Consider the following 22362-nt stretch of genomic DNA (forward strand, 5'->3'; position numbering starts at 1 on the left):
ATAGTAAAAAAGCTGTAATCTTATTAAAGATTACAGCCTTTGATGAAAAAAATTTATTCGAGTCAATTAATATTAGATTCCATGTAATTCAAACTAGATTGTTCCTGACCTTCTTCCGACCTAAAATAATTTGTTAGAATGCCTAATCTTTCAATTTTCACAGTTACTTCGTCCCCATCCTGTAACCATACTCTTTCCACTTCAGGAAGCCCCATTATTACACCCTCTGGAGTTCCAGTTAGAATAATGTCTCCAGGCTGTAAAGTTAAATGTTCAGAAACATAACTAATAATCTCTTCACAGTTAAAAATCATATCTGAAGTATTTGAATCCTGACGAATTTCTCCATTTACAAAAGACATAATTCTTAAATCATTCGGATTTTTAATTTCTTCTTTACTGACCAAATTTGGACCAATTGGACAAAAACCATCACAAGATTTTCCCAAAAGCCATTGCGAACTTTTCGATTGCAAATCACGAGCAGACACATCATTCGCTGCACAATAACCATATACTACAGATAGTGCATTTTCTTTTTTAATTTTTTTCGCTTTTTTACCAATGACTATAACTAATTCCGCTTCATAGTCTACCTGAGAAGATACGCTCGGCAAGGTTATGTCTTTTTCATGAGCAGTAAGTGTATTATTAAATTTGCTAATCAATATTGGCGCTGGAGGGATAGGTAAATTACACTCCACTGCATGCTTTTTATAATTCAATCCAATACAAATAATTTTATTAGGCTCTGGTACACAAGGACCAAAAATTAACGAATCCTCCATATGGAATAATGAATCATCCATAAATGAAATTTCGATTAGTCTCGAAAGAACTTTTTGCGCATGTTCTCCATGATTAATAAGTTCTGTAACTGTTTTAGGCACATTATTAATGAATGGATAGTTATTAGCTGCTGCTTCTACGTCTAATATTCCCTTGTCTGTTTTTATTCCTAAAGCTAATCGATCTCCTTTGACAAAAGTTACAGATATCATTGACTTCCTCCCTTTATTAAACTTAAAGAACAAGGTCTATTTTCCCAGAAATCTTTAAATAATTTTCATACGTGTTATAATTAAGATATGAAGTCTGAACATTGAAAATTGCATACTTATAAGGGTTGGGATAGCTAATCTTCTATCCTGTAAAATGTATGGAGTCGTCAGAGAAGACGAAAATCGCTGTACAGACTCATGATAAAACTTTCTATCTTAGTAAATGAAGAGAGCATTGCAACCCCCCACAGGTTGAATGCTCAGCAAAAGATTTCTTTTTATCTGCTTACCTTTTCCCTTGAAAATACTTTTCCCCATCCTTTTACAGTCCTTGGATCTACATCTACCATTTTTAAGCATTCCCACATAAGTACATTGATCGTGTCGTACATTGGAATATTATATTTTTCTTCATAATATTCAACTTTATCTACTGCAGGAAAATTTGTGCATACAACACTTAATGCATCAGCAGGAGAAGCAGTTACTGCTTGTATCATTTCTTCGATTCTGCCTTGATCTACTTGGCTAAAGGAACGATTTACTGTTTGGGAAAGTCCTTGAACATTAATCGTTTCAATATTGCAATGCTTTTTATATTGTTCTGCAATTAATCTATTTATCTCTGGAATATATGGTGTTACAAGGTGCACAGTATTAATATTGTGTTCTTTAAATGCTCTTACTTGGGATAACATAGAGGTTGTTGCCGGAATTCCTGTTCTTTTTGTAATCGCTTCACATAGTTCATGATCCATTTCGAAACCAAGCCATCCGCCTGACGTTCCGTTCCAAGCTATTAAATCAACCTCTGCATGTGCCAGCAACTCAGCTGCCTGGAGCATAGGTTCAAAATTAAATTGACTCAAGGCATCCTGCTCTAATGAGATTTTCGTAACCTCGAATCGACCATAATGGCACGTAACCTCCGGAACATGATATAACATCTTCGAGCAAATTGGCTCTAGAACTGTGTTTGAAGAGGGAGTAAGCATTCCAATTTTTTTCGGTTCTTTTATCATGATTATTCCTCCTTAAATAATTAATGAGCAACCCCGATTTTTTTATTGTAATTAATTAGGCTTGACACCGTTGCTAAAAGGAGACCTGCGACAACAAATACCATTAACGCCAAGAAATAGGAATCTGTGAGTGAAACAATAATACCGATATATATCGGGGTTACTATACCCGCAATATTTCCAGCAAAATTCATGCATCCACCAACAGTACCAATATGCTCTCTTTGCGAGATTGCAGCAGGAATACTCCAATATAAGCCACCCCAACGAAGAAAAAATAATGCAATTGAGAGTGTAGTAATTGCCATCGTTACCGAAGTAGACCGGCTTAAGAGAAAAATTGAAATGGCCGTCATGATACCTGCAATTGAGAGCATCGTCCTCATTACTGTATTAAAGTTACCACCTTTATCGCGCCACTTATCTGTAATTAATCCGCCTATAATTTCCCCGATAAAGCCAGAGCCAAAAATGATTAATATCGATCCGCCAATTGCTTTAATATCTAAATTTTGTGTTTTTGCAAGATAGGATGGCCCCCAAGTCATTAGTCCGTAAAAAACTGTGTTAAACGAAAACCAGCCGAGACACATACACCAGAAATTGCGAGCTCTTAAGTAATCTTTAGCACCAATTTTTACTCCAGAAGCATTACGTTTATGTTCTTCATACTCTTCCTCGAGAGCTTTTCGAATATATTCACGTTCTGCCTCGTTTACTTTTGGGTTTGCATTTGGCCCCCCTTTTATAACTCTCCATGCTAACCAAGCTATGATGATAGTAAGGATCCCAGCTCCAATTAATGCACCGCGCCATCCTCCAAACCATGCCATAAAAGCAATAATAATTGGTCCTCCAACGGCAGTTCCTAACGGTGCACCACTATCAATAATAGTAGCCCCACGGCCTCTTTCTTTGGAACTCAGCCATATGGCTTGTAGCTTTGAGGCCCCCGGCATAACTGGAGCTTCTGTAATTCCTAGCAAAACCCTTAGGAAAATTAATGATTTTGCACCCATGATAAAGCCTGTTAATGTTTGAACGATTCCCCAGCTTATGGCGGCGCCATAAACTACCTTATCTGGACGATATTTGTCCGCAAGCCAACCTGATGGGACTTGCATTAGAGCATATCCCCAAAAGAAGGAACTAAGGATGATACCGACTATTGCAGGATCTAGACCTAAATCACTTTGGACCGCCGGCATCGCAATTGATAGTACGGCACGGTCAACATAGTTAATTGTGACGAGTAAGAGAAGCATAATAAACACACGCCAACGCACATTTGTTGGTTTTGCTGTTAAACCAAGTGATTGTTCTGAGACTTGCAGACCTGAGCTACCTTTTGGCATAAAAATCCTCCTTTTTCAACTTAAAAGTTAAAGAGTTATGCTATTTTCAAAACGTTTAAGTAAATTTCAATAATCACCTCCTCTAATATTTGCTTAGCAAAACGTAACTAGTGAAATTACTAGATACGAGTACTACCTGATATTAACCCCTGTTCGTAAATTAGAATTTTTCTTCCTAAATAAATACTGTCCTCGCCCTTGTTCACCGATAACATATCCATCACGAACAATTTCCTCGCCCCTGGAAAGTACTCGCGTAATGGCTCCTTGAACGACTGTACCCTCATAAAGATTGTAATCTACATTTTGGTATTGCTTTTCCTTTGTAATAATTCTAGAAGTTTTAGGATTAAATAAAACAATATCTGCGTCAAATCCAACAGCGATACTTCCCTTTTTTGGATACAGCCCAAATAATTTTGCAGGACCTGAAGACATTATCTCTACAAACTTTTGTAAAGAAATTCTTCCTTCATGAACTCCAAAATGGTAAACAATAGAAAAAGTATCTTCTATACCAGGAACTCCATTAGGAATCTTTGCAAAATTATCCTTGCCTAGTGTTTTTTGTCCTTCAAATAGAAAAGGGCTATGGTCAGATGCAACAGTTGAAATAACGCCTGAGGATATTCCCTTCCAAAGATATTCCTGATTCCATTTTTCACGAAGAGGAGGGGAGCAAACATATTTCCCGCTTTCAAAGTTAGGTAATTGCAATTTACTTTGGTCAAGAACCAAATAATGAGGACAGGTTTCTGCATATGCCTGTACTCCACGCTTTTTTGCCTGTTCTACTTTTTCTAATGCATCTGCACAGCTAACATGGACAATATAGATGGAGGCATTCGCTGCTTCTGCGATTGCAAGTGCTCTCCCTGTTGCTTCTGATTCTGTTATCACTGGGCGTGTGTGAGCATGGAATATTGGTGAGGTATCACCTTTCGAGATGGACTCCTGAATTAATTCATCAATGATGTCACCATTCTCCGCATGTACATTCGTAATGATTCCTACTTCCCCAGCTTTTTTCATTATTTTAAACATTTCTCGGTCATTAACCATTAACTCACCTTTATAAGCCATAAACAATTTAATAGATGTAACACCTTCTTGATTCGCTAAAATAGGAAGCTCCTCAAGAACATGGTCATTATATTCACTTATAATTGTATGAAACCCATAATCTATTAAAGAAGTTTCTCCCTTCTTCTTCCATTCTTTTAAGTTATCTAGAATAGTTTGACCCTTTTTGGGCTTTGTAAAGTTGATGATGCTTGTAATTCCACCAGCTGCAGCTGCTCTGGTACCGCTTACAAAATCATCTGCAGTTCCAGCACTTTGAAATGGCCAAGCAAGATGTGTATGAACATCAATACCCCCTGGAAATATGTATTGTCCATTCGCATCAATTACATAGTCATCCTTTTCGGGAAAAAGGCGATCCGAAATAGCAGTAATTTTTCCTTTATCGATCATAATATCTGCATTAAAACAATCAGTAGCGGTAACAATCGTTCCGTTTTGAATAATAGTTTTCAACGGATTATCCTCCCATATCAATAAAATACTAAAGTGTCTGCTGTCGACAGTTTATAACATTCAACTTCTATGTACTCTTTTAATGAAAAGAGCGAATTATAGAAGCTCATATTCTAGTGGGGATATCTTAGTGGTTTGCAAAAATTTCTTTCAAATGAGTTAAATCTGTTTCAAGATGTTTTCTCATCATAACTGCGGCTTTTTCTTCATCTCTACGTTTCATAAAGTTAAGAATTTCTAGATGCTCGTTAAAAACTACCAATTCTCTATTCTCACCCTGGAAGTTTAAAACTCTGTAATAGTGACTCAAAGAGTATAAATCTCTAAGCTGTTTTTTTAATCTTACATTTTGACTATATTTTGTAATAAGATCGTGAAACTGAGTATTTTCCCCGATTAGCGCTAGTCTATTTTGCTCCTTTGCAGCATCATCTAAATATCGTTTTGCATTAAGTACCGTATTTTCAATTCTTTTTATCTCTTGCCCTGAAGCGAGCCTTGTTGTCAATCTTGCAGCTAATGACTCAAGTGCCATCCTGCATTCATATATATCTTCAATATCCTTCATCGTAGGCTTGTATACTGTAATCCTTGATTTTCCATCTATTACTAATAACCCTTCCTTTTCTAACGCGCGTACTGCCTCTCTTACAGGGCTTCGGCTAATATCTAATTCTCTTGCGATTTTTGCTTCAAAAATTTTATCACCAGGCTTTAGCACTCCCTGAACAATCATTTCTCGAATGGAATTGTATACTTGGTCATAATATCTCACTGGTTTTTCAATCTCAAAAGTGTTCATTTATTCTCTCCCATCTTGTCGTCTGTCGACACTTTTTGATCCACAATCCCAACAAAGATAAAATAAAGTGGACACTTCAAATAACTACTGATTACACAGGCATTCGCCTGTCTCTCTTTAAGAATAGCATCTTCAACCATGCATTTCAATTTATTTTTTTAATTTTCATACTATTTGATCAATTTTTATTTATACTGCATATTTATTAATATCGAGTAGGAGGAGAGGCTACCTCCCTACCTCTGACACCACTGTACCGTTCGGTAGACAGCGGTATCTTATACAACAAATAGGAGCTGTCCGACTAGTCAGGTCGATTTTTTTGTGCACTTTTTAATAGATAGAACAATAAAAGGGGCTCCAGAAAGTCAATTTATCCTGACTTTCTGGACAGCCCCAGCCATTTCTTAATTAATCGCATTGAAGATTTACTTAGAATCAAACTTAACTTGATTTGGAACACGGATCAAGAGGACTCCGCCAATGACAAATAAAATAACTAAGCTGAGAACCCCGCTATTTGTATTTCCAGTTATATGTGCAGTGGCTCCAACTAATGTAGGTCCAGCAATGGCCGCAACCTTGCCAAAGATATTATAAAAGCCGAAGAATTCATTAGATGATTCTTTCGGTATAAGTTTGGCAAAATAAGAACGGCTTAATGCCTGTATCCCTCCCTGTACTGAAGCAACAAGCATAGCAAGAATCCAAAAATCGAGTGCCGTTTTTAAGAAATAGGCGTAAATACAAATAATAATATATACAAAAATAGCGACAACTATCATATTCTTTTCACTAAATTTTTGGCCTAATTTTCCAAACAATACTGTAAAAGGGGCCGCAACCACTTGAACTAAAAACAAGACAATCAGTAAAGTAGAAGCACTAATTCCTAAATCAGTCCCATAGGCAGTAGACATTGTTAAAATCGTATGCACTCCATCAATATAGAAGAAATAGGCCAATAAGAAAAGAAACAGTGCACGATAAGCTTTTATATTTTTCAACGTGGTGAATAGTTTTTTAAAACTTGTAGAAACAGGATTAGGCACACGCTCTACATAGTATTTTTGTTCAACATTTTTCAGCAGCGGGATGGTAAAAAGCCCCCACCATAAGGCTGTAATGACAAAGGCAATTTGACTGGCTATACCTACAGATAATGGAATAATAGCTTGCTGAGCCAAAATAATAATCGCGATTGAAATAATAAATGGGATTGTACTCCCGATATAACCTAGCGCAAAGCCATTTGATGAAATGCGGTTCATTCGGTCCTCACTCGTGACATCAACTAAAAAAGCATCATAGAAAATATTTGCCCCAGCAAACCCAACCGAGGTCAAAACAAAACATCCTAAGAGGATTAGCCATTGATCACTTGGCACAACTGCTAAAAGCAGTGTAAAGATAATTCCCAATGAAGCAAAAAATGTGAAAAACCTTTTTTTGAAGCCTCTAAAGTCAGCAATTGATCCTAGCAACGGTGCCAATATGGATACAATTAAAGTTGCAAATGAGTTCGCATAACCCCAGTAGGCTGTCGATGCGGATGAAGAGATCCCTGCATCCGTTGCAGCCGATTTAAAATATAATGGAAAAATTGCAGTAACAACAACGATAGCATAGGCGGAATTTGCCCAATCATAAAAAGCCCAGCTTCGTTCCGCTTTCGTCATTTTCTCCATTCAAGCCCCCCCTTTTATTAATTATTCTTTTAATGCCTAAAATTCCCTTTCATAACATTGTACACTTTATGGGTAGAATAGTAGTATTATATTTTCGTAAATTTTCAATAATGAAATAATCCTCTCTCCACATTCAGCATTTTGATTCGACATTATCTCTGTCTAAAGCAAATGTTGGAAAATAACATTTATTTCATTTACAATATGGATGTGTATTTATATTACATATTGTTATCCTAATATGTGATATTATATTTTTTTGATGGGAGCAGTGAATGATGAATTTTGTTACTTTAAATAATGGGTTAAAAATGCCACAGCTTGGTTTCGGAGTATGGCGTGTGGAAGATGGACAAGCAACTGAATCAGTTGCTAAAGCATTAGAGGTTGGATACAGATCTATTGATACTGCCATGATATATAAGAATGAAAATGGAGTAGGGAAAGCTATTAAAGAATCGGCTATTCCCCGAGAAGAGCTATTTATAACGACAAAGGTTTGGAATAGTGATCAAGGCTTTGATCGTACATTGCAGGCATATGAAGAAAGCTTAGAAAGACTTGGCCTTGATTATGTTGACTTATACTTAATCCACTGGCCAGCACCTGAATTTGATCAATATGTAGAAACATATAAAGCGCTAGAAAAACTTTATCAAGACGGACGCGTAAAGGCTATTGGCGTGTGCAATTTTGAATTAGATCATCTTGACCGTATTTTAAAAGAATGTGATGTAAAGCCCGTATTAAATCAAATTGAATGCCATCCGTTCTTTGCTCAAACCGTGTTAAAAGACTTCTGCTCAAAGTATGAAATTTTTGTAGAGGCATGGAGCCCTCTTCATCAAGGCGGTGAAGTGCTGCAAAATGAGACGATAAAAAATATCGCAGCGAAACATGGCAAAACAGCTGCTCAAACCGTTTTGCGCTGGCACTTGCAAAATAACACGATCGTTATTCCTAAATCAGTGACTCCATCCCGCATTGAAGAAAATTTCAATGTGTTCGATTTCGAGCTTTCAGCTACTGAAATGGATGCAATTAATAGCTTGAATCGGGATGAGCGTAAAGGACCTAAGCCTAATGAATTTCATGTAAAGTAATATAAAAAAAAGACGGCGAACGCCGTCTTTTTTATTTCTTATTAAAGAGTTACACGTGTACCCGTTTTGCCTTCAAGAGCATCTTGAAGCTTGTCCATTGAAGTGATGATTACGTTTTTGCCGCCTTTTTGCAGGAACAGAATAGCCGCTTCGATTTTTGGTCCCATGCTTCCTTTAGGGAAATGGCCTTCATCCATGTAACGTAAAGCTTCTTCAACTGTCATTTCAAATAGGTTTTGTTGTTGTGGAGTTCCGAAATGGATCGCCACTTGCTCAACACCTGTTAAGATAAATAAGTAATCTGCATTAATTTCTGCTGCTAATAGTGCACTTGCAAAATCTTTATCAATTACAGCATTTGTACCTTTTAGCATCCCATTTTCTTCAATAACTGGGATACCGCCGCCGCCAGCTGTAATAACAGTAATTTCTTTATCTAATAAAGCTTGGATTGCATCTTTTTCAACAATTGTTACTGGTTTCGGAGAAGCAACAACACGTCTGTATCCTCTTCCACTGTCTTCGATGTAAGAGATTTTTTCATTTTCAAGAACTTTGTCAAGCTCTTCTTTTGTATAGAATGGTCCAATCGGCTTCGTTGGGTTGCCAAATGCTGGATCTTCTTTAGAAACAACAGCCTGTGTAACGATTGTTGCAACTTGTCTTCCAATGTTACGTTCTACCATTTTATTTCTGAATGCTTGCTGGATTAAATATCCTAAGTTACCTTGAGTTTCCGCATCTAATACATCAAGCGGATAAGCTGGCACTACTGATTCAGCCATTTGGTTTTTAATTAAAGAGTTACCAACTTGTGGTCCGTTACCATGAGTGATAACTACTGTGTTTCCTTGTTCGATTAAACCAAGAACAGGCTCAACACTTTCACTAATATTTTGTTGCTGCTCTTCAAGTGTTCCCTTTTGGCCTTCTTTAATAATGGCATTACCACCAATGGCTAAAACAATTTTGCTCATTTGACAAAACTCCTTTATTTTCGAATTTCTCTTTCCCATTATGAATGTTTTCAATTTTCCATTGCAAGCTTTTTTTCAAAAAAAACCCTTCAAAAAATTTGGAGAGGATATAGCTAGCAACTAACCCTCTCCAAAATGATTTCATTATTCTGCTTCGATTAATCCAAGCTTCACTGCATATGCATCAATAGCTTTTTCAAAGCATGCTAATGGGGCACGAACGGTACCTGCACCGATTTGGCCAACTCCAGCTTCTTTATGAGCAATACCAGTGTTAATAACTGGCTCGATTCCAGTTTCAACAACTTTTCTTGCATCAATGCCAAGGCAAGAGCCTTTGAAATCCCAAGTAGGAATTGAGTAGTTCGGGTTGTGGTCAATACAAATTTCCATCATATCATTACTTGTGTTAACCGCATCGTCCATACCGCCTGCACCAACGAAGCGAGTAACACCAGGAGCAGCGATCATAGCCATACCGCCGACACCGAATGTTTCGGTGATCGCACTGTCACCCATATCAGGGCAAGCCATATCTTGATCATATCCCGTAAAGAATAGACCTTGTGGTGTATTAACTGGTGCTGTAAACCATTGATCACCCATACCTGCAATACGGATTCCGAACTCATGTCCATTACGGCACATTGCTGTTACAACTGTACCATGCTGAATTTGTCTTGCTGTATCCATAACTGCTTTACTTGTTGCCATCGCAATATTTAAAAAGAATTGGTCTGTATCAGCTAAGAATTGAATAACATCTAGTTTATCTTTTTCATTAGCATCTGATTGTAAAATGTATGGAGCGATGTCTTTTAAGAAAATAAGTGAACCAGCAATATTACGTTGATGGAACTCATCACCCATCGTAATTGCTTTTGCAATCGCTACGTTTACGTTTAACCCATCGCCTTTTACTTTAAGTGCTTTTGAAATAACAGGTCCTAGTACATCTCTGAACCATCCAAGACGGTTAATTACTTCCTCAGAATATGCACCGAAACGAAGAACTGCACCAATTCCTTCATTCATTGTACAATATGCTTGATTGCTGCCGTCACGATTTTCAACAACAAGAACTGGCATATTTCCAGATGTGATTCCACCCATTGGACCAACCGCATTTACATGGTGACATGGAATGAATTCGATTTCGCCATTTCTAAGCATTTCAAATGCTTCATCAGCATTTTTTGCCCAACCTTCAAATAATGTAGCTCCAACACAAGATCCTTGCATTGGACTTGTCATATTTTCCCATTTAATAGGTGGTCCTGCATGAAGTAATGCTTTACCATTTAATTCTTGAATAACAGATTTAGCAGGAACTACATCTGTTAAAAAAGGTGCGCCTGATACAATTTTATCAATAACCGCTCGGTTTGCTTCATCAATTGTTTTATATTGTCCGTACATTTTGCTTTCCTCCTGAACATTCATTGGTCGTGTAAACCGGTTTCCCTAAATTTCGAATCTATTTCTTAGATTAGCGAAGTACACTTAAGACTTTACGCATTCTTGGATTTCCTCCAGCAACTGGACGCCAGTCAAATTGAACTACTCTTCCGCCGTTTGCAGTAATTGCATCTGTAAATTTCTTTAATCCAACGTTAACTACATTTGGTTTTTCAGTTAATAATTTTTGGATTTCCTCTGAAACCGCAATATTAGCGTTCGCAGCCTCATTAGCAGGAACTACTTCTTTTTGTACTTCTTCAATTTGGATATCAAGCATAGCTAAAGCAGTTAAAACTGATTGGTTATTGCTATCACGTAAGATAACGCCAGCTTGTTCTAGTTTTGCTTTTTGCTCATCGATGTCTTGTGGATCTTGATCAGTACCACAAACAGTTCCAACAAAGTAAATGTTTCTGCCATTTTCTTTAGCAGCGTTTTGAATTTTTTGGATGCCAGGGATAAGTGCGCCCGCCATATCTTCATGAGAACCATATCCAAGTACAACATCAAATAAAATAATTGCTGTTGATTCATCTTGTGCTGCTTTTTGGAAGAATTGAATTCTTGTATCAGGATCAATCATTGGATGCGGTTTACCTTGTGTATAAATATCATCACCAAGGTCAATTACTTCAAATCCATTAGCATTTAACAGGTAACCGTCTTCATGATGATCTGTTGTTCCAAGGTTAAGTCCTCTGCTGATAAGTGTAGCTGCTTCGTATCCTAGCGTACCGCCAGAATATAAACCTTTAATTGTTTTTTGTTCAGGCTTTAAGTTCACTGCAGGTACTTCAGCTTGTAGCTCATTGTAATTTGGCTTGATTGCATTACCTTTTGCAAGGTCTACAGCGATAGCTGCTGTTTCTTCAAGTGTGTTTGCATAATAAACATTTCCTTCATGGTTATGTGGCTTTTCACCAAGGAAAATTGCAACAACTGGCTTAGAAATGCTTTGAAGTAATTGAACAACTTCATCACGAACTTCTTTTGCAGGTGGTTTTGAAATTAATGTGATTACTTCTGTTTGACTATGCTGTGCTAAAGCCTTAATACCATCTAACATTGTAATCGCACCAATTTTATCGTTGAGGTCACGGCCGCCAGTACCGATTGCATGGCTTACACCGCTGCCTAAACGGTCAATTTCTGTAATAACTTCTTGAATACCTGTTCCAGAAGCCCCGATTACACCAATTTTTCCTGTTTTCACAACGTTTGCGAATGCAAGCGGAACACCAGAAACAACTGCAGTACCACAGTCAGGACCCATAACAAGAAGACCTTTTTCATGGGCTTTTTCTTTAATACGACGCTCATCTTCAATTGTTACATTGTCACTGAAAATTAAAACGTGCATATCTCTATCAAGTGCTTTTTCTGCTTCTTCAGCTGCATATTGACCTGGTGTAGAGATGATTGCAAGATTCGCACCTGGTAATGCTTGCGTAGCTTTATCCCATGAGCGTACAGTTTCAAAAGCTTCCTTGCTGCTGCTGATTGCTTGGTTGCTTAAATAGTTATCTACTTCATCAAGAACTTCTTGAATCTTTTCTTCAGCATCAGTGTCAACAACGATACACATATCATTTGATGCTGCACCTTCAAGCTCATCCGTGAAAAGACCAGCAGTCTTGAAAATATCTTTGTTAGCAGGAGTCCCCATCATAATTTGGACTTTGTTAATGCCTTCCATTGTTGAAATTTTATTCGTAAGAAGCATTAGGTTAACTGAATCCTGATATGAATTCTGTTTTACGATAGTATAAAGCATGTTTTCATGCACCTCTTTTTATATTTTTCTTACTCTTCGAAAAGGTTGTTGAATTCAATCATTTCCTTTTCATAGTAGAAGGGTGGCAACTCTTGATGAGACCACCCTTCTTTTTTCTAACACTTTTTTATTTTGCAAAAGGGCTTTTATTGTCATACGCATTGTTGTGAACAACATCTGAAGTCAAATACTCATAAATATGATCAACAATTTCAATGCCGTTCTCTTCATATTTCTTTTCCCTTTCAGCACTTCTTTGCCCAGGGTAAGAAACTTTATCAAAGCCAGGGGCCGGTTTGATATTATTGAGGTCTTTCATTGTTGTTGCTATATCTTCTTGGAAGCCTTTAATTCCTGTAAAGAACTCAGGATTTATGACAATATGAAGCTGACCAAGATTGCGATACTCAGTGAGATCATGGTACATGGAAGAAACTTTGTTTCCAAACGGAAGGCCAAGTAAGATACCTGATAAAACATCAACCATCATCATGAGCCCGTATCCCTTTGGCCCTGCAATCGGAACTAACGCATTTACTTTAAATGGATCAGTTGTCGGTTCTCCATTGCTGTCAACAGCCCATGTATCAGGAATAGATTCATTTTTCGATCTTGCATGAAGAATTTTTCCCCAAGCCTGAACAGTTGTCGCCATATCAAAAGTAATGTGTTCTCCGTCCTTGCCTGGAGCAGCAAATGCAATTGGGTTCGTACCATAATAAGGCTCTGATCCGCCAAAAGGAACGACCATCGGATCGGATTGACAAACTGAGATTCCAACTAGATTTTCATCTGCAGCTTGTTGAACAAAGTATGAAAGTGCACCGCTATGGCCGATTCTGCTAACGCCTACTACAGCAATTCCATTTTCCTTTGCCATTTTAATCGCTTCATCCATTGCAAGTTTTGCTGCAACATGGCCTACTCCATTATCTCCGTGGAAAATCGCTGTACATGGACCCGTCTTTTCAAGCTTGAATTCCGGATTATTATTTAATCCGCCTTTTGCAATTCTTTCAGCATAATATTCCACCCTCATTGCTCCGTGAGAGTGTACTCCTCTAGCATCTGCATGAACAAGTACATCTGCAACTCCTGAAGCATGATCTTCAGTTAATCCGGCCTTATGAAGCTTTGTAGCAATTAAATCGTGCAATTGCTCTTTTGATAATCTCATTCCCTCTCACCCCTATGAATTCGTCCTTACCTATTTTCCTTTTGGAAAAATTACTTAGCAAACGGGTCTTTGTGATCGTATTGATTGTTATGGATCACATCAGAACGTAAATAATCATAGATGTCATCAACAATTTCAATGCCATTTTCCTTGTATTCCGCAATAACAACATCATTATTTTGACCAGGGTATAAAACCTTTGAAAATCCTGGTGCAGGTTTGATTTGATTTAAGTCATCCATTGTTTGCGAAATATCTTTCTTGAAACCAGCGATTCCGCCAAAGAATTCCGGGTTAATAACAATGTGAAGCTGACCTAATTTACGGTATGCAGTTAAATCTTCGTACATAGAAGATACTTTATTACCAAATGGAAGACCAAGTAGAATACCTGATAATACATCTACCATCATCATTAGACCATAGCCTTTTGGTCCAGAGATTGGTAATAATGCATTCACATTAAATGGATCTGTTGTTGGTTCTCCATTTTTGTCAACTGCCCAAGTATCTGGAATTGACTCATTTTTTGATCTTGCATGGAGAATTTTCCCCCAAGCTTGAACAGTTGTTGCCATGTCTAACGTAATAAATTTACCGTCTTCCATGCTAGGTGCCGCAAAGGCAATTGGGTTCGTTCCATAATAAGGCTCTGCTCCTCCAAATGGAACTACCATCGGATCAGATTGACAAACCGTAAGCCCAATTAAATTCGCTTGTGCAGCTTGATGGGTAAAGTAAGAAATTGCACCACTATGAGACATATCTCTTACACCAACAATTGCAATACCGTTTTCTTTTGCCATTTTAATGGCTTCATCCATTGCTAATTTGGCAGCTGTATGACCATTTCCGCCATCTGCATGAAAAACGCCTGAGCAAGGACCTGTCTTTTCAAATCTAAAGTCAGGGTTAGTATTAATTCCGCCTTTAGCAATTCTTTCAGCATAATATTCTACACGCATTGCACCGTGGGAATGAATCCCTCTTTCGTCTGCAAATACGAGTACTTCAGCTGCTGTTTCAGCATGATCCTCTTTAAGACCAGCCTTATGCAGCTTTGTTTTGATAAGACTTTTTAAGTCCTCTCTTTTTAATCTCATGGTGACACCTCTTTGTTGGGATTATTATAATTCCGGATCCCGATTACAATCTTTAGAATAAACATATGTTAAAGGTTCTCTTCCAACAGCATAAGCTGCCTGATGGACATATGGTCCCATGAAAATGTAATCGCCTTTTTTAACTGGAATCCATTCATTATCAAGGTTATACATACCTTCACCAGAAAGTAAGTATGCACCGTGTTGTTGATAATGTGTTTCAATAAATGGATGGCTTGCCGCTGGGTCGAAAGATAAAATGTGGAAGTTCATATCAAAATCAATATCCATTGGTAATAAATCTTTAATATGAACATTGTGCATATCATCGTAGTCTCTGTATTCAATATCATTTGAATGACCAGAAACAACCCATGGCTTACGGCCTTCTAGTGGCTTGTGTTTTTGTTTATAAAGGAATAGACGAGAATCGCCAGCTTCCATGTTTTCTAAGTACATAGTAACGCCTGGTGGGCAGTATAAATAGCCGCTTTCCTCTAGAACAAATTCTTGGTCGTCAGCTTTTGCTTTTACTTTTCCGCCTAAAACGTAAACGAAGCATTCAACATCTGATTGTCCGCAGTAGCCTTGGCTATTCTTTCCGCCTTCATGCATTGTAACGATGTAATCAACAAAGGTTGCACCTAATTGTGGAGATCCTAAAATCGACATTGTGCAATTTTCAAATCCAGGAATAACATTATTTACAAGACCTTCTGGTGCGATTAAAGCATATAAACCATGTTTGATAATGGATCTACTTGAAAGCAAATCTTTTGGATAACCCATCGATACATTCTCCTCTTTATTAAAGATTTTTTTATTATAAAAGGTAATAAACCTAATTATATGAAGCTGAAAATAACATCAATTATTCTTTATAACCTAATTCATAAAGGGCACCAATCAGTGCTTTAATACCTTCAGCCAAGTCTGATGGCTCAGTAAACTCAGCTGGATTATGGCTAATTCCCTTTAAGCTAGGAACAAATAGCATAGCTGTTGGAACAGCTGGAGCAAAAATTTGTGAATCATGTCCAGCCCCACTGTGCATTAGTTTGTAAGTCAAACCATTTTCTTTGCATTGTTTTTCAATTAATTCAACAACCTTCTGGTCCATAGGAACAGGATCAGCATCCATCCAAAGATCGATGTTTATTTCAACACCATGCTCTTTAGAAATTGCTTCCATGCGTGCGGTCATTTTTTCAGTGAAAGAAACAATTGCCTCTTTTTCAGTATGACGTACATCAATTGTGAAGATTGCTTTACCAGGAACTACGTTAACAATATTAGGCTGAGCTTCGATTTTACCCACAGTTGTTACAAGTGGATCTCCCTCTTCTCTAGCCATAGAAATGATTTCATAAACCATCTGGCTTGCAGCATACATCGCATCTTTGCGGTAGCCCATTGGCGTTGTACCCGCATGATTAGCTTCTCCAGTAATTTCTACTGTATAGCGTCTTTGACCAACGATGTTATTTACTACACCTACAGGGATCTTTTCATTTTCTAATACGTTCCCTTGCTCAACATGCACTTCAACAAATGCTTTTAAGTCATCTCGCATCCCTTTTGATTCATCCCTGAAGCCAAAACCAGCATTTTTCATCGCTTCCACAAACGGAATACCTTCAAAATCCTTAATGGTTTCAACATCTTCACGTTTTGCTAATCCTACAATGTTTTTTGAGCCCCAGAATGCATAAGGGAAACGGCTTCCTTCTTCTTCCGCCATTGAAACAACTTCAATGTTGCGGAGAGGTTCGCCGTATGTTTCTTTTAAATATTTTAATGCGAGGATACCGGCAATAATCCCGTATGCACCATCATATTTACCGCCATTTTTTACTGTATCAACATGGGAGCCAGTTAGTACTGTCTCGTTCACATTTTTCCCTTTAAGCGTTCCAAACAAATTGCCAATTTCATCAAATTTAGCTTCAAGACCGATTTCTTCCATCCAATCTTTTAAAGCTTTTTGGCCTTCAACCCAGGCTTTTGAATAAAGGAGACGTGATACTCCCCCTTTAGGGTCTTCGCCGAAGCCTGCTAGCCAATCAAGTTTAGAAGCAGCTTCTTCTGGCAGTTCGCCAAAGTTCATTGACTTTCCTTTTGTTTCTTCAGCCATTATGTTCATCCTTTCTGTTTAATTCTTGGAACTTGGATTATGCTAATATAGAGCGTTAAATTTAACTTCATGAAGTAAGCAGATTACTATTTGCAGTTCATTTGAAGAATGACATATAGTATTCTTTGTTATGTAACAACTTCCTATGCAACTGCTTACATTTAACATTTATAAGTTTTTGAGAAAGGTTTTTATTCTTAAAGACCCAGATTTAATGGTATAAGATTATACATCTATAGTCTTTAGGATAATTGGATAAAGTTTTATTAACTAATTTATCCTAATCGGATAAAACACGGACACAAGAAATAGAGTGTCTATATACTCTGACACTCTTACACAGCAAACTAATAAGTTCTTTCTTTAATGAGCGAGCTTTTTCTCATCTTGTTGCTCTTCTCTATAATAAAGGCATCTGACCGGCTTATCAGAATATAAGCTTGAACAGATACCATTAGATTCATAATAACTGTTTTTAGTACGTTATAACATGGAAAACGGAAAACTCATTGCTTCCGACTAGCGCCGTACAGCCACAATCATTTCACTCGACATAAATAAAATACAAAGTAGGAAAATAACTCTATGTTGAATTATGCCAGGGAGAAAGGCGAAATCCACTAGCCATTGGGCACTGGGGGCAAGTAAATTTTTAAAGTTCAATAAGAATTCTAGTAGGATCGGAAGAGTTTCCACCATAATATCATTTCCCTTTTTTAGGTTATTTTCTTGAACTTCCACACCTAATCAGTGAGTTTCTTAACCTCACCACTACTATAAGGGAAAAGCCATTACAGGCGAATAAAATTGTAAAGGGTTACATTACAAAAACATTAAAATAGCTAAGTCTTTACCTTGAAAAAATATCCAATTATCAATTGGGCGGCTCCTAATTTAATATTCCTAATTTTCACGTTGAAGAAGATCTACAATCTTTAACCCAACTTGAACAGATAACATTTCCTCCGCATCTTTAAAATCCATGCCAGTAATCTCTTTTATTCTGTCCAAACGATAAACAACCGTTTTGTAATGGATATAGAGAACTTTAGCGGCCTTAGCAGCATTTTGTTGACATTCCAAAAAAACCTGCAGAGTTTTTAGGAGATCCGCTTGATTTTCTTGGTGGTAATTTAACAATACCTTAAGCGATTGAGGAATAAACTGGCTCAACTCTAACGGGTCTTTAAAATGACATAACAGGCGAAAAATCCCTAATTCAGAAAAGGCTGTAATCGATTCCTTGCCATCTATCCTTTCACCTAGTTCTAATGCATCGCGTGCTTCCTTGTAACTTTCAGGAATGTCAATCACTCCCTTCGCTACGTTCCCGATGCCCACTTGAAGGGAAATGTCTTTTACTTGTTTTTTAATAAACTCTTGAATGCTTCTGGATGTGTTCTTTATATCTTTCATCCAAGCAGGATCATTTTTATTATTCTTCTTGACCTTCCAAAGAACGATGACTAAATTACTTTTGCTCGTAATAATCCCTTTCGGTAAGTAATGATGAACAGTCTCATACACCAATGCATGATTCCGATCGGAAACCACCTGCTTATTTCCAAACTCTTTAAGCTGATTTATTTTGAATACAACGGCCACAAACGAGCCTTCAAAATCCCAGCCGATTACATTCGCTTTCTGGTGGATTGATTGAAGTGAATGGATTTTCCCGCTAATAAGCTCATCAATTAAATCGTTTTTAAACTTCTTTTCAACCTCAGCTACCGCAAATTGTTTGACTAACTCAAGGGATAAAGAAGTTGCAGCATTTTCAACTGCAATTAAATCAAGTTCTTGTAATGATTTATTCATCTCTCCAATTAACAAGTACGTTTTTACATGATTTAGAGTCTCAATCGGAACGACAATTTGATGACCCATTACGTTATCTAATTGTGGATACTTCACAATTTGCCGATAGTGCGGGAACTTTATTCCTGCAGTCTGTTCATAGAAGTGAACCTTTTCAATAATTTGAAATGATGATAGACAAGGAGCCGTTGAAACAATACAATGAAAATTCCGGTCAAACAGGGCAACTGGGTTACCGATTAACTTCTCTAAAGTATCGATGATTTTTTCTGGCCCTTTATCAGCGAGTGACAATGCTGTAAAGCGATCATGAATTTCTTGATAATAATTTAACTTTGTTACTTGTTTATTAAAGAGTTCATCCATTACAGGATACATGACATCAACAAATGGAATTTCCTTCGGGAGCTGAATGATTGGTAAACCCAGTTTCTCGCTGTGTCGGATTAGTGGTTCAGAAATTTCCGTTTCCACTATTTTAACGACAAGGGCACTTACTTCTTTCTCCACCAACCTCACGATGAATTCCTTTTGTTCTCTTTCACCTAAAGAACGTATGGAATAAAGGCTAGTTAAGATTACTTCCCCACCCTTGATCCAGTCAACAATATCAGGCCCTTCCATGATCGTGATGCCCTTAATATCATTGATCAAATAACGGTGTCCCCCTAAGACAACTGCGTCTTTCATGGACTCAATATTTAATAAATCTGCTACTTTAAATTCCTTAAATTCCATCAGTATTTGTCCTTTCGATAGATTAATACTGCAAAATACGCCTCTTTAACTATACAGTAATTAAATGGCGTAAAACATTTTAAAATATTTAAATAAGTAAAAAGGGCAAGAGAGAAACCTCTTTAGCCCTTTTGTCATTTATTTATCGTTTTCGTCATCCATTACGCACCGTTTGGGTTTTTTCTAACTCTATATCCAAAGCTGTTTTTTCCTTTTTTTGTTTACTATCTTCTGTTACACTAGCACGTTCCCAATTTACTAGGTTTTCTAAAAGAAGGGCAAGAATTATTCCCGTTAGTAATCCACTGCTAAGTAAAGGGCGAACTACACTCGGAATTGTTTCAAAATAAGACACAGGTAATGTCATAATCACGATTCCTACGAACAACGGAATCGCTGAACGATATGCATTGTTCGTTTTAAATTCGACCTGCTTGAAAAAATTCATTGACGAATTCAGGAGTAACAAATATGAGACAAACAATGCTGCGCTTCCCACACTCAGTGGCAATTGAGAGAAGAAATGGCCAATCGGCGGGATTAGACCCATGACTAAAAACATAATTCCACCGAGAACAAATGGAAGTCTTTTTAAAATACCTGTTTGACTAAGAAAGCCGATTGACGAAACATAAGGTGAATAAGGGACAAGACCAAATAAACCAGCAATAGCCGAAAAAATACTTGTAATTATAAAGGACGCTCTGTATTCCGACTTCGTAGTCTGTACATTGTACATTCCCTCAGTTCCCTTTAACGATCCAAATGTATTTGCCGAGTTTAGTAAACCAGCTAACACTGTTGTAATAATAACCCCTACATCCCAAGCCGGTTTCCCTAATGGAAATAACTCCAAGCTAAATGACGATACTTGACTAACCGAATTTTGAGTATTAAAAATAAGTGAATATGCAATCCAACCAATTATGATACCAATCAGTAAGCCATAACGTCGAATACTTGGCGGTGCTTTAACACTTATGATAATAACGATAATTGCCGTAATGATTGATAATAAGGAAATAGATAGATCAATGTGTGCACCTTGTGCCTGATTACCAAACGGAATACCAAGCATACCTTTCAAAAAAATGCTAATCAATTGGCATCCAAATAAAAACATAAACACACCCATTGCTGCAGGGTTAAATAGCTTAGCCAGGTGTGGCCCTATGCCAGTTACACCAATAATAAATGTCAAAATTGCAGATATAATAATTCCAACTGTCAAGCTACCCCCAAGGACAGACAACGACATACCTTGTGCTGAGGCAGTCGTACAAAGAGTTAGGATCACTCCCCACCAAAGTCCTGATTGTCCTTCCATAATTGCGCGTCTATGACCAAGGAATGCTTGCACGATACAAGCTAAGCCAGTCACTATAAAGGAAAGCTGCAACAAATTCACAATTTTACTTGGAGAAAGGTCAAAAGCAGCACCAACTGTAATCGGTATAACCACAATGTTTGTGAAAATAAAAAAGAGCCACTGTAAGCCCGAAATCCAGTTACTTGATTTTAATAACTCCTTAATAACGATCACCTTCCCTAATAGTAATAAATAATTCTTAATTGACTGCAGCTTTAATACCTAACAAAATACCTGCTAACGTATCTGCTCCAGAAGTATGTCCTATTTGTTTCATTTCTTCAAGAGCTAACGATATATTAGGTCCTTGTGATTGATCCATTACTTCACACATCTTAATAAGATGTGAATGAAATTTCCTTTCAACTGCGTATATAAGATATTCAAAGGCAACATGTGTTGTCCGGTTCCTGCCATCTTCCAATAAATATTTTTTCAGTTGCTCAAGAAAGGCTTTGTTTGTTCCCTCAAATGAAGAAAGAATTGCACAAATCCCAGTTATAATATCATCACCGCTTGGTGTAAGGCCAAGGCCCCTTCCAATCCAATAATCAAATACTGTTTTAGAGTTTATTGAATCATGACCCCTCGCAAGTTTCCGCAACATATCTAATTGTTGGATTATGACTGAATCCTCTTTTGTATTTGCAGAATCGGAATTTATTAAATAATTTATTATCGCTGCTTGATCTTCTTGCGTTTCTACTAGTCCTATTTGCCAATCATTTTGCAAAAGCCTTTTAGCAACCACTTGGACATTACTTTTTAAGTTATTCAAATTGTACATTTTTGATTTGATTGCATGATTCATCAATTCTGCTTGTTCTAACGCAAGAATTATTCCATCCGTGAAAACAAATCTATTTGATAACTTATCCCAATGAACAGTTTGGTTTACTCTAATTTGTCGAGTAAGCAGTTGTACATGTTCCTGTTCTAATGCGATCCCAAATGGAGCCATGCCATTTTCCTGTCCACCAACATGGACAAGATGATGACCGAAGTTTAAGTTGAAGCTATTGTTAAATATACTGTGGACACAACCTTTAGGATTGTTACTAACAATTTGATGAATTTCATCACTTAAAGCATATGCATTCCACAGATGTTTATCATATTTATTCGTTCCTGTTGAATAAATCAACCAATTCACCTCAAAACTATAATATATGCTTTAACATGACAGGAGCTTTCTTAAAAATTGTTCCATAATCTCTATTACTTAATAGTGTAAACGATAAACAAGTTAGATGTCATTGTTCACAATAACCAAAAAATCATTTGCATTTTGTTAACATTTA

General features: G+C 37.2%; 17 protein-coding genes. 1 reads left to right on the forward strand and 16 read right to left on the reverse strand.

Going from position 1 to position 22362, the window contains the following annotated elements; genetic code table 11:
- Positions 1–62: 62 nt before the first annotated feature.
- The 6 genes from V7127_RS18425 to V7127_RS18450 form a co-directional block, all read right to left on the reverse strand.
- A complete protein-coding gene (locus V7127_RS18425; protein WP_335353462.1) occupies positions 63–1001 on the reverse strand; it encodes a fumarylacetoacetate hydrolase family protein in 939 nt (312 codons plus the stop codon).
- Positions 1002–1279: 278 nt separating this feature from the next.
- The gene (locus tag V7127_RS18430; protein ID WP_335353461.1) at positions 1280–2023 is read right to left on the reverse strand and encodes a maleate cis-trans isomerase family protein; all 744 of its coding nucleotides are present in this window, start codon (positions 2021–2023) and stop codon (positions 1280–1282) included.
- A gap of 20 nt (positions 2024–2043) precedes the next feature.
- Positions 2044–3378, reverse strand: a complete 1335-nt coding sequence (locus V7127_RS18435; protein WP_335346523.1) for an MFS transporter — start codon at positions 3376–3378, stop codon at positions 2044–2046.
- Between the two features lie 132 nt (positions 3379–3510).
- A complete protein-coding gene (gene hydA, locus V7127_RS18440; RefSeq protein ID WP_335346522.1) occupies positions 3511–4917 on the reverse strand; it encodes a dihydropyrimidinase in 1407 nt (468 codons plus the stop codon).
- 127 nt (positions 4918–5044) lie between these two features.
- The gene (locus tag V7127_RS18445; RefSeq protein WP_335488457.1) at positions 5045–5719 is read right to left on the reverse strand and encodes a GntR family transcriptional regulator; all 675 of its coding nucleotides are present in this window, start codon (positions 5717–5719) and stop codon (positions 5045–5047) included.
- Positions 5720–6147: 428 nt separating this feature from the next.
- Positions 6148–7407 carry an MFS transporter gene (locus tag V7127_RS18450; protein ID WP_335488460.1) on the reverse strand — a complete coding sequence of 420 codons (1260 nt, stop codon included), beginning with the start codon at positions 7405–7407 and terminating at the stop codon, positions 6148–6150.
- Positions 7408–7685: 278 nt separating this feature from the next.
- On the opposite strand from V7127_RS18450, the gene V7127_RS18455 reads away from it, so the two are divergent.
- Positions 7686–8510, forward strand: a complete 825-nt coding sequence (locus V7127_RS18455) for an aldo/keto reductase (RefSeq protein ID WP_335488479.1) — start codon at positions 7686–7688, stop codon at positions 8508–8510.
- A 41-nt stretch (positions 8511–8551) separates the two neighbouring features.
- On the opposite strand, the gene arcC is transcribed toward V7127_RS18455, so the two are convergent.
- From arcC to V7127_RS18505, 10 genes are all read right to left on the reverse strand, one after another.
- The gene (arcC, locus tag V7127_RS18460; RefSeq protein ID WP_335347914.1) at positions 8552–9487 is read right to left on the reverse strand and encodes a carbamate kinase; all 936 of its coding nucleotides are present in this window, start codon (positions 9485–9487) and stop codon (positions 8552–8554) included.
- A 144-nt stretch (positions 9488–9631) separates the two neighbouring features.
- Positions 9632–10906: a DUF1116 domain-containing protein gene (locus V7127_RS18465; protein WP_335488462.1), complete on the reverse strand. Its 1275-nt coding sequence runs from the start codon at positions 10904–10906 to the stop codon at positions 9632–9634.
- 70 nt (positions 10907–10976) lie between these two features.
- Positions 10977–12722: an acyl-CoA synthetase FdrA gene (gene fdrA, locus V7127_RS18470; RefSeq protein WP_335353458.1), complete on the reverse strand. Its 1746-nt coding sequence runs from the start codon at positions 12720–12722 to the stop codon at positions 10977–10979.
- Positions 12723–12849: 127 nt separating this feature from the next.
- Entirely contained in the window at positions 12850–13899 is a 1050-nt protein-coding gene (gene allD, locus V7127_RS18475) for an ureidoglycolate dehydrogenase (protein ID WP_335353457.1), read from the reverse strand.
- A 50-nt stretch (positions 13900–13949) separates the two neighbouring features.
- A complete protein-coding gene (allD, locus tag V7127_RS18480) occupies positions 13950–15002 on the reverse strand; it encodes an ureidoglycolate dehydrogenase (protein ID WP_335353456.1) in 1053 nt (350 codons plus the stop codon).
- 24 nt (positions 15003–15026) lie between these two features.
- The gene (allE, locus tag V7127_RS18485) at positions 15027–15791 is read right to left on the reverse strand and encodes a (S)-ureidoglycine aminohydrolase (protein ID WP_335353455.1); all 765 of its coding nucleotides are present in this window, start codon (positions 15789–15791) and stop codon (positions 15027–15029) included.
- A gap of 82 nt (positions 15792–15873) precedes the next feature.
- Positions 15874–17136, reverse strand: a complete 1263-nt coding sequence (gene allC, locus V7127_RS18490; RefSeq protein WP_438824033.1) for an allantoate deiminase — start codon at positions 17134–17136, stop codon at positions 15874–15876.
- 903 nt (positions 17137–18039) lie between these two features.
- Positions 18040–19692 (reverse strand): PucR family transcriptional regulator, encoded by a 1653-nt coding sequence (locus V7127_RS18495; protein WP_335346937.1) that lies wholly within the window; start codon positions 19690–19692, stop codon positions 18040–18042.
- 154 nt (positions 19693–19846) lie between these two features.
- The gene (locus V7127_RS18500) at positions 19847–21235 is read right to left on the reverse strand and encodes a uracil/xanthine transporter (RefSeq protein WP_335488465.1); all 1389 of its coding nucleotides are present in this window, start codon (positions 21233–21235) and stop codon (positions 19847–19849) included.
- Positions 21236–21260: 25 nt separating this feature from the next.
- On the reverse strand, positions 21261–22205 hold the full coding sequence (locus V7127_RS18505) for a DUF2877 domain-containing protein (protein WP_335488468.1): 945 nt from the start codon (positions 22203–22205) through the stop codon (positions 21261–21263).
- Between the last annotated feature and the right edge of the window lie 157 nt (positions 22206–22362).

The organism is Bacillus sp. JJ1773 (genome assembly GCF_036962035.1).
Lineage (GTDB): Bacteria > Bacillota > Bacilli > Bacillales > Cytobacillaceae > Cytobacillus.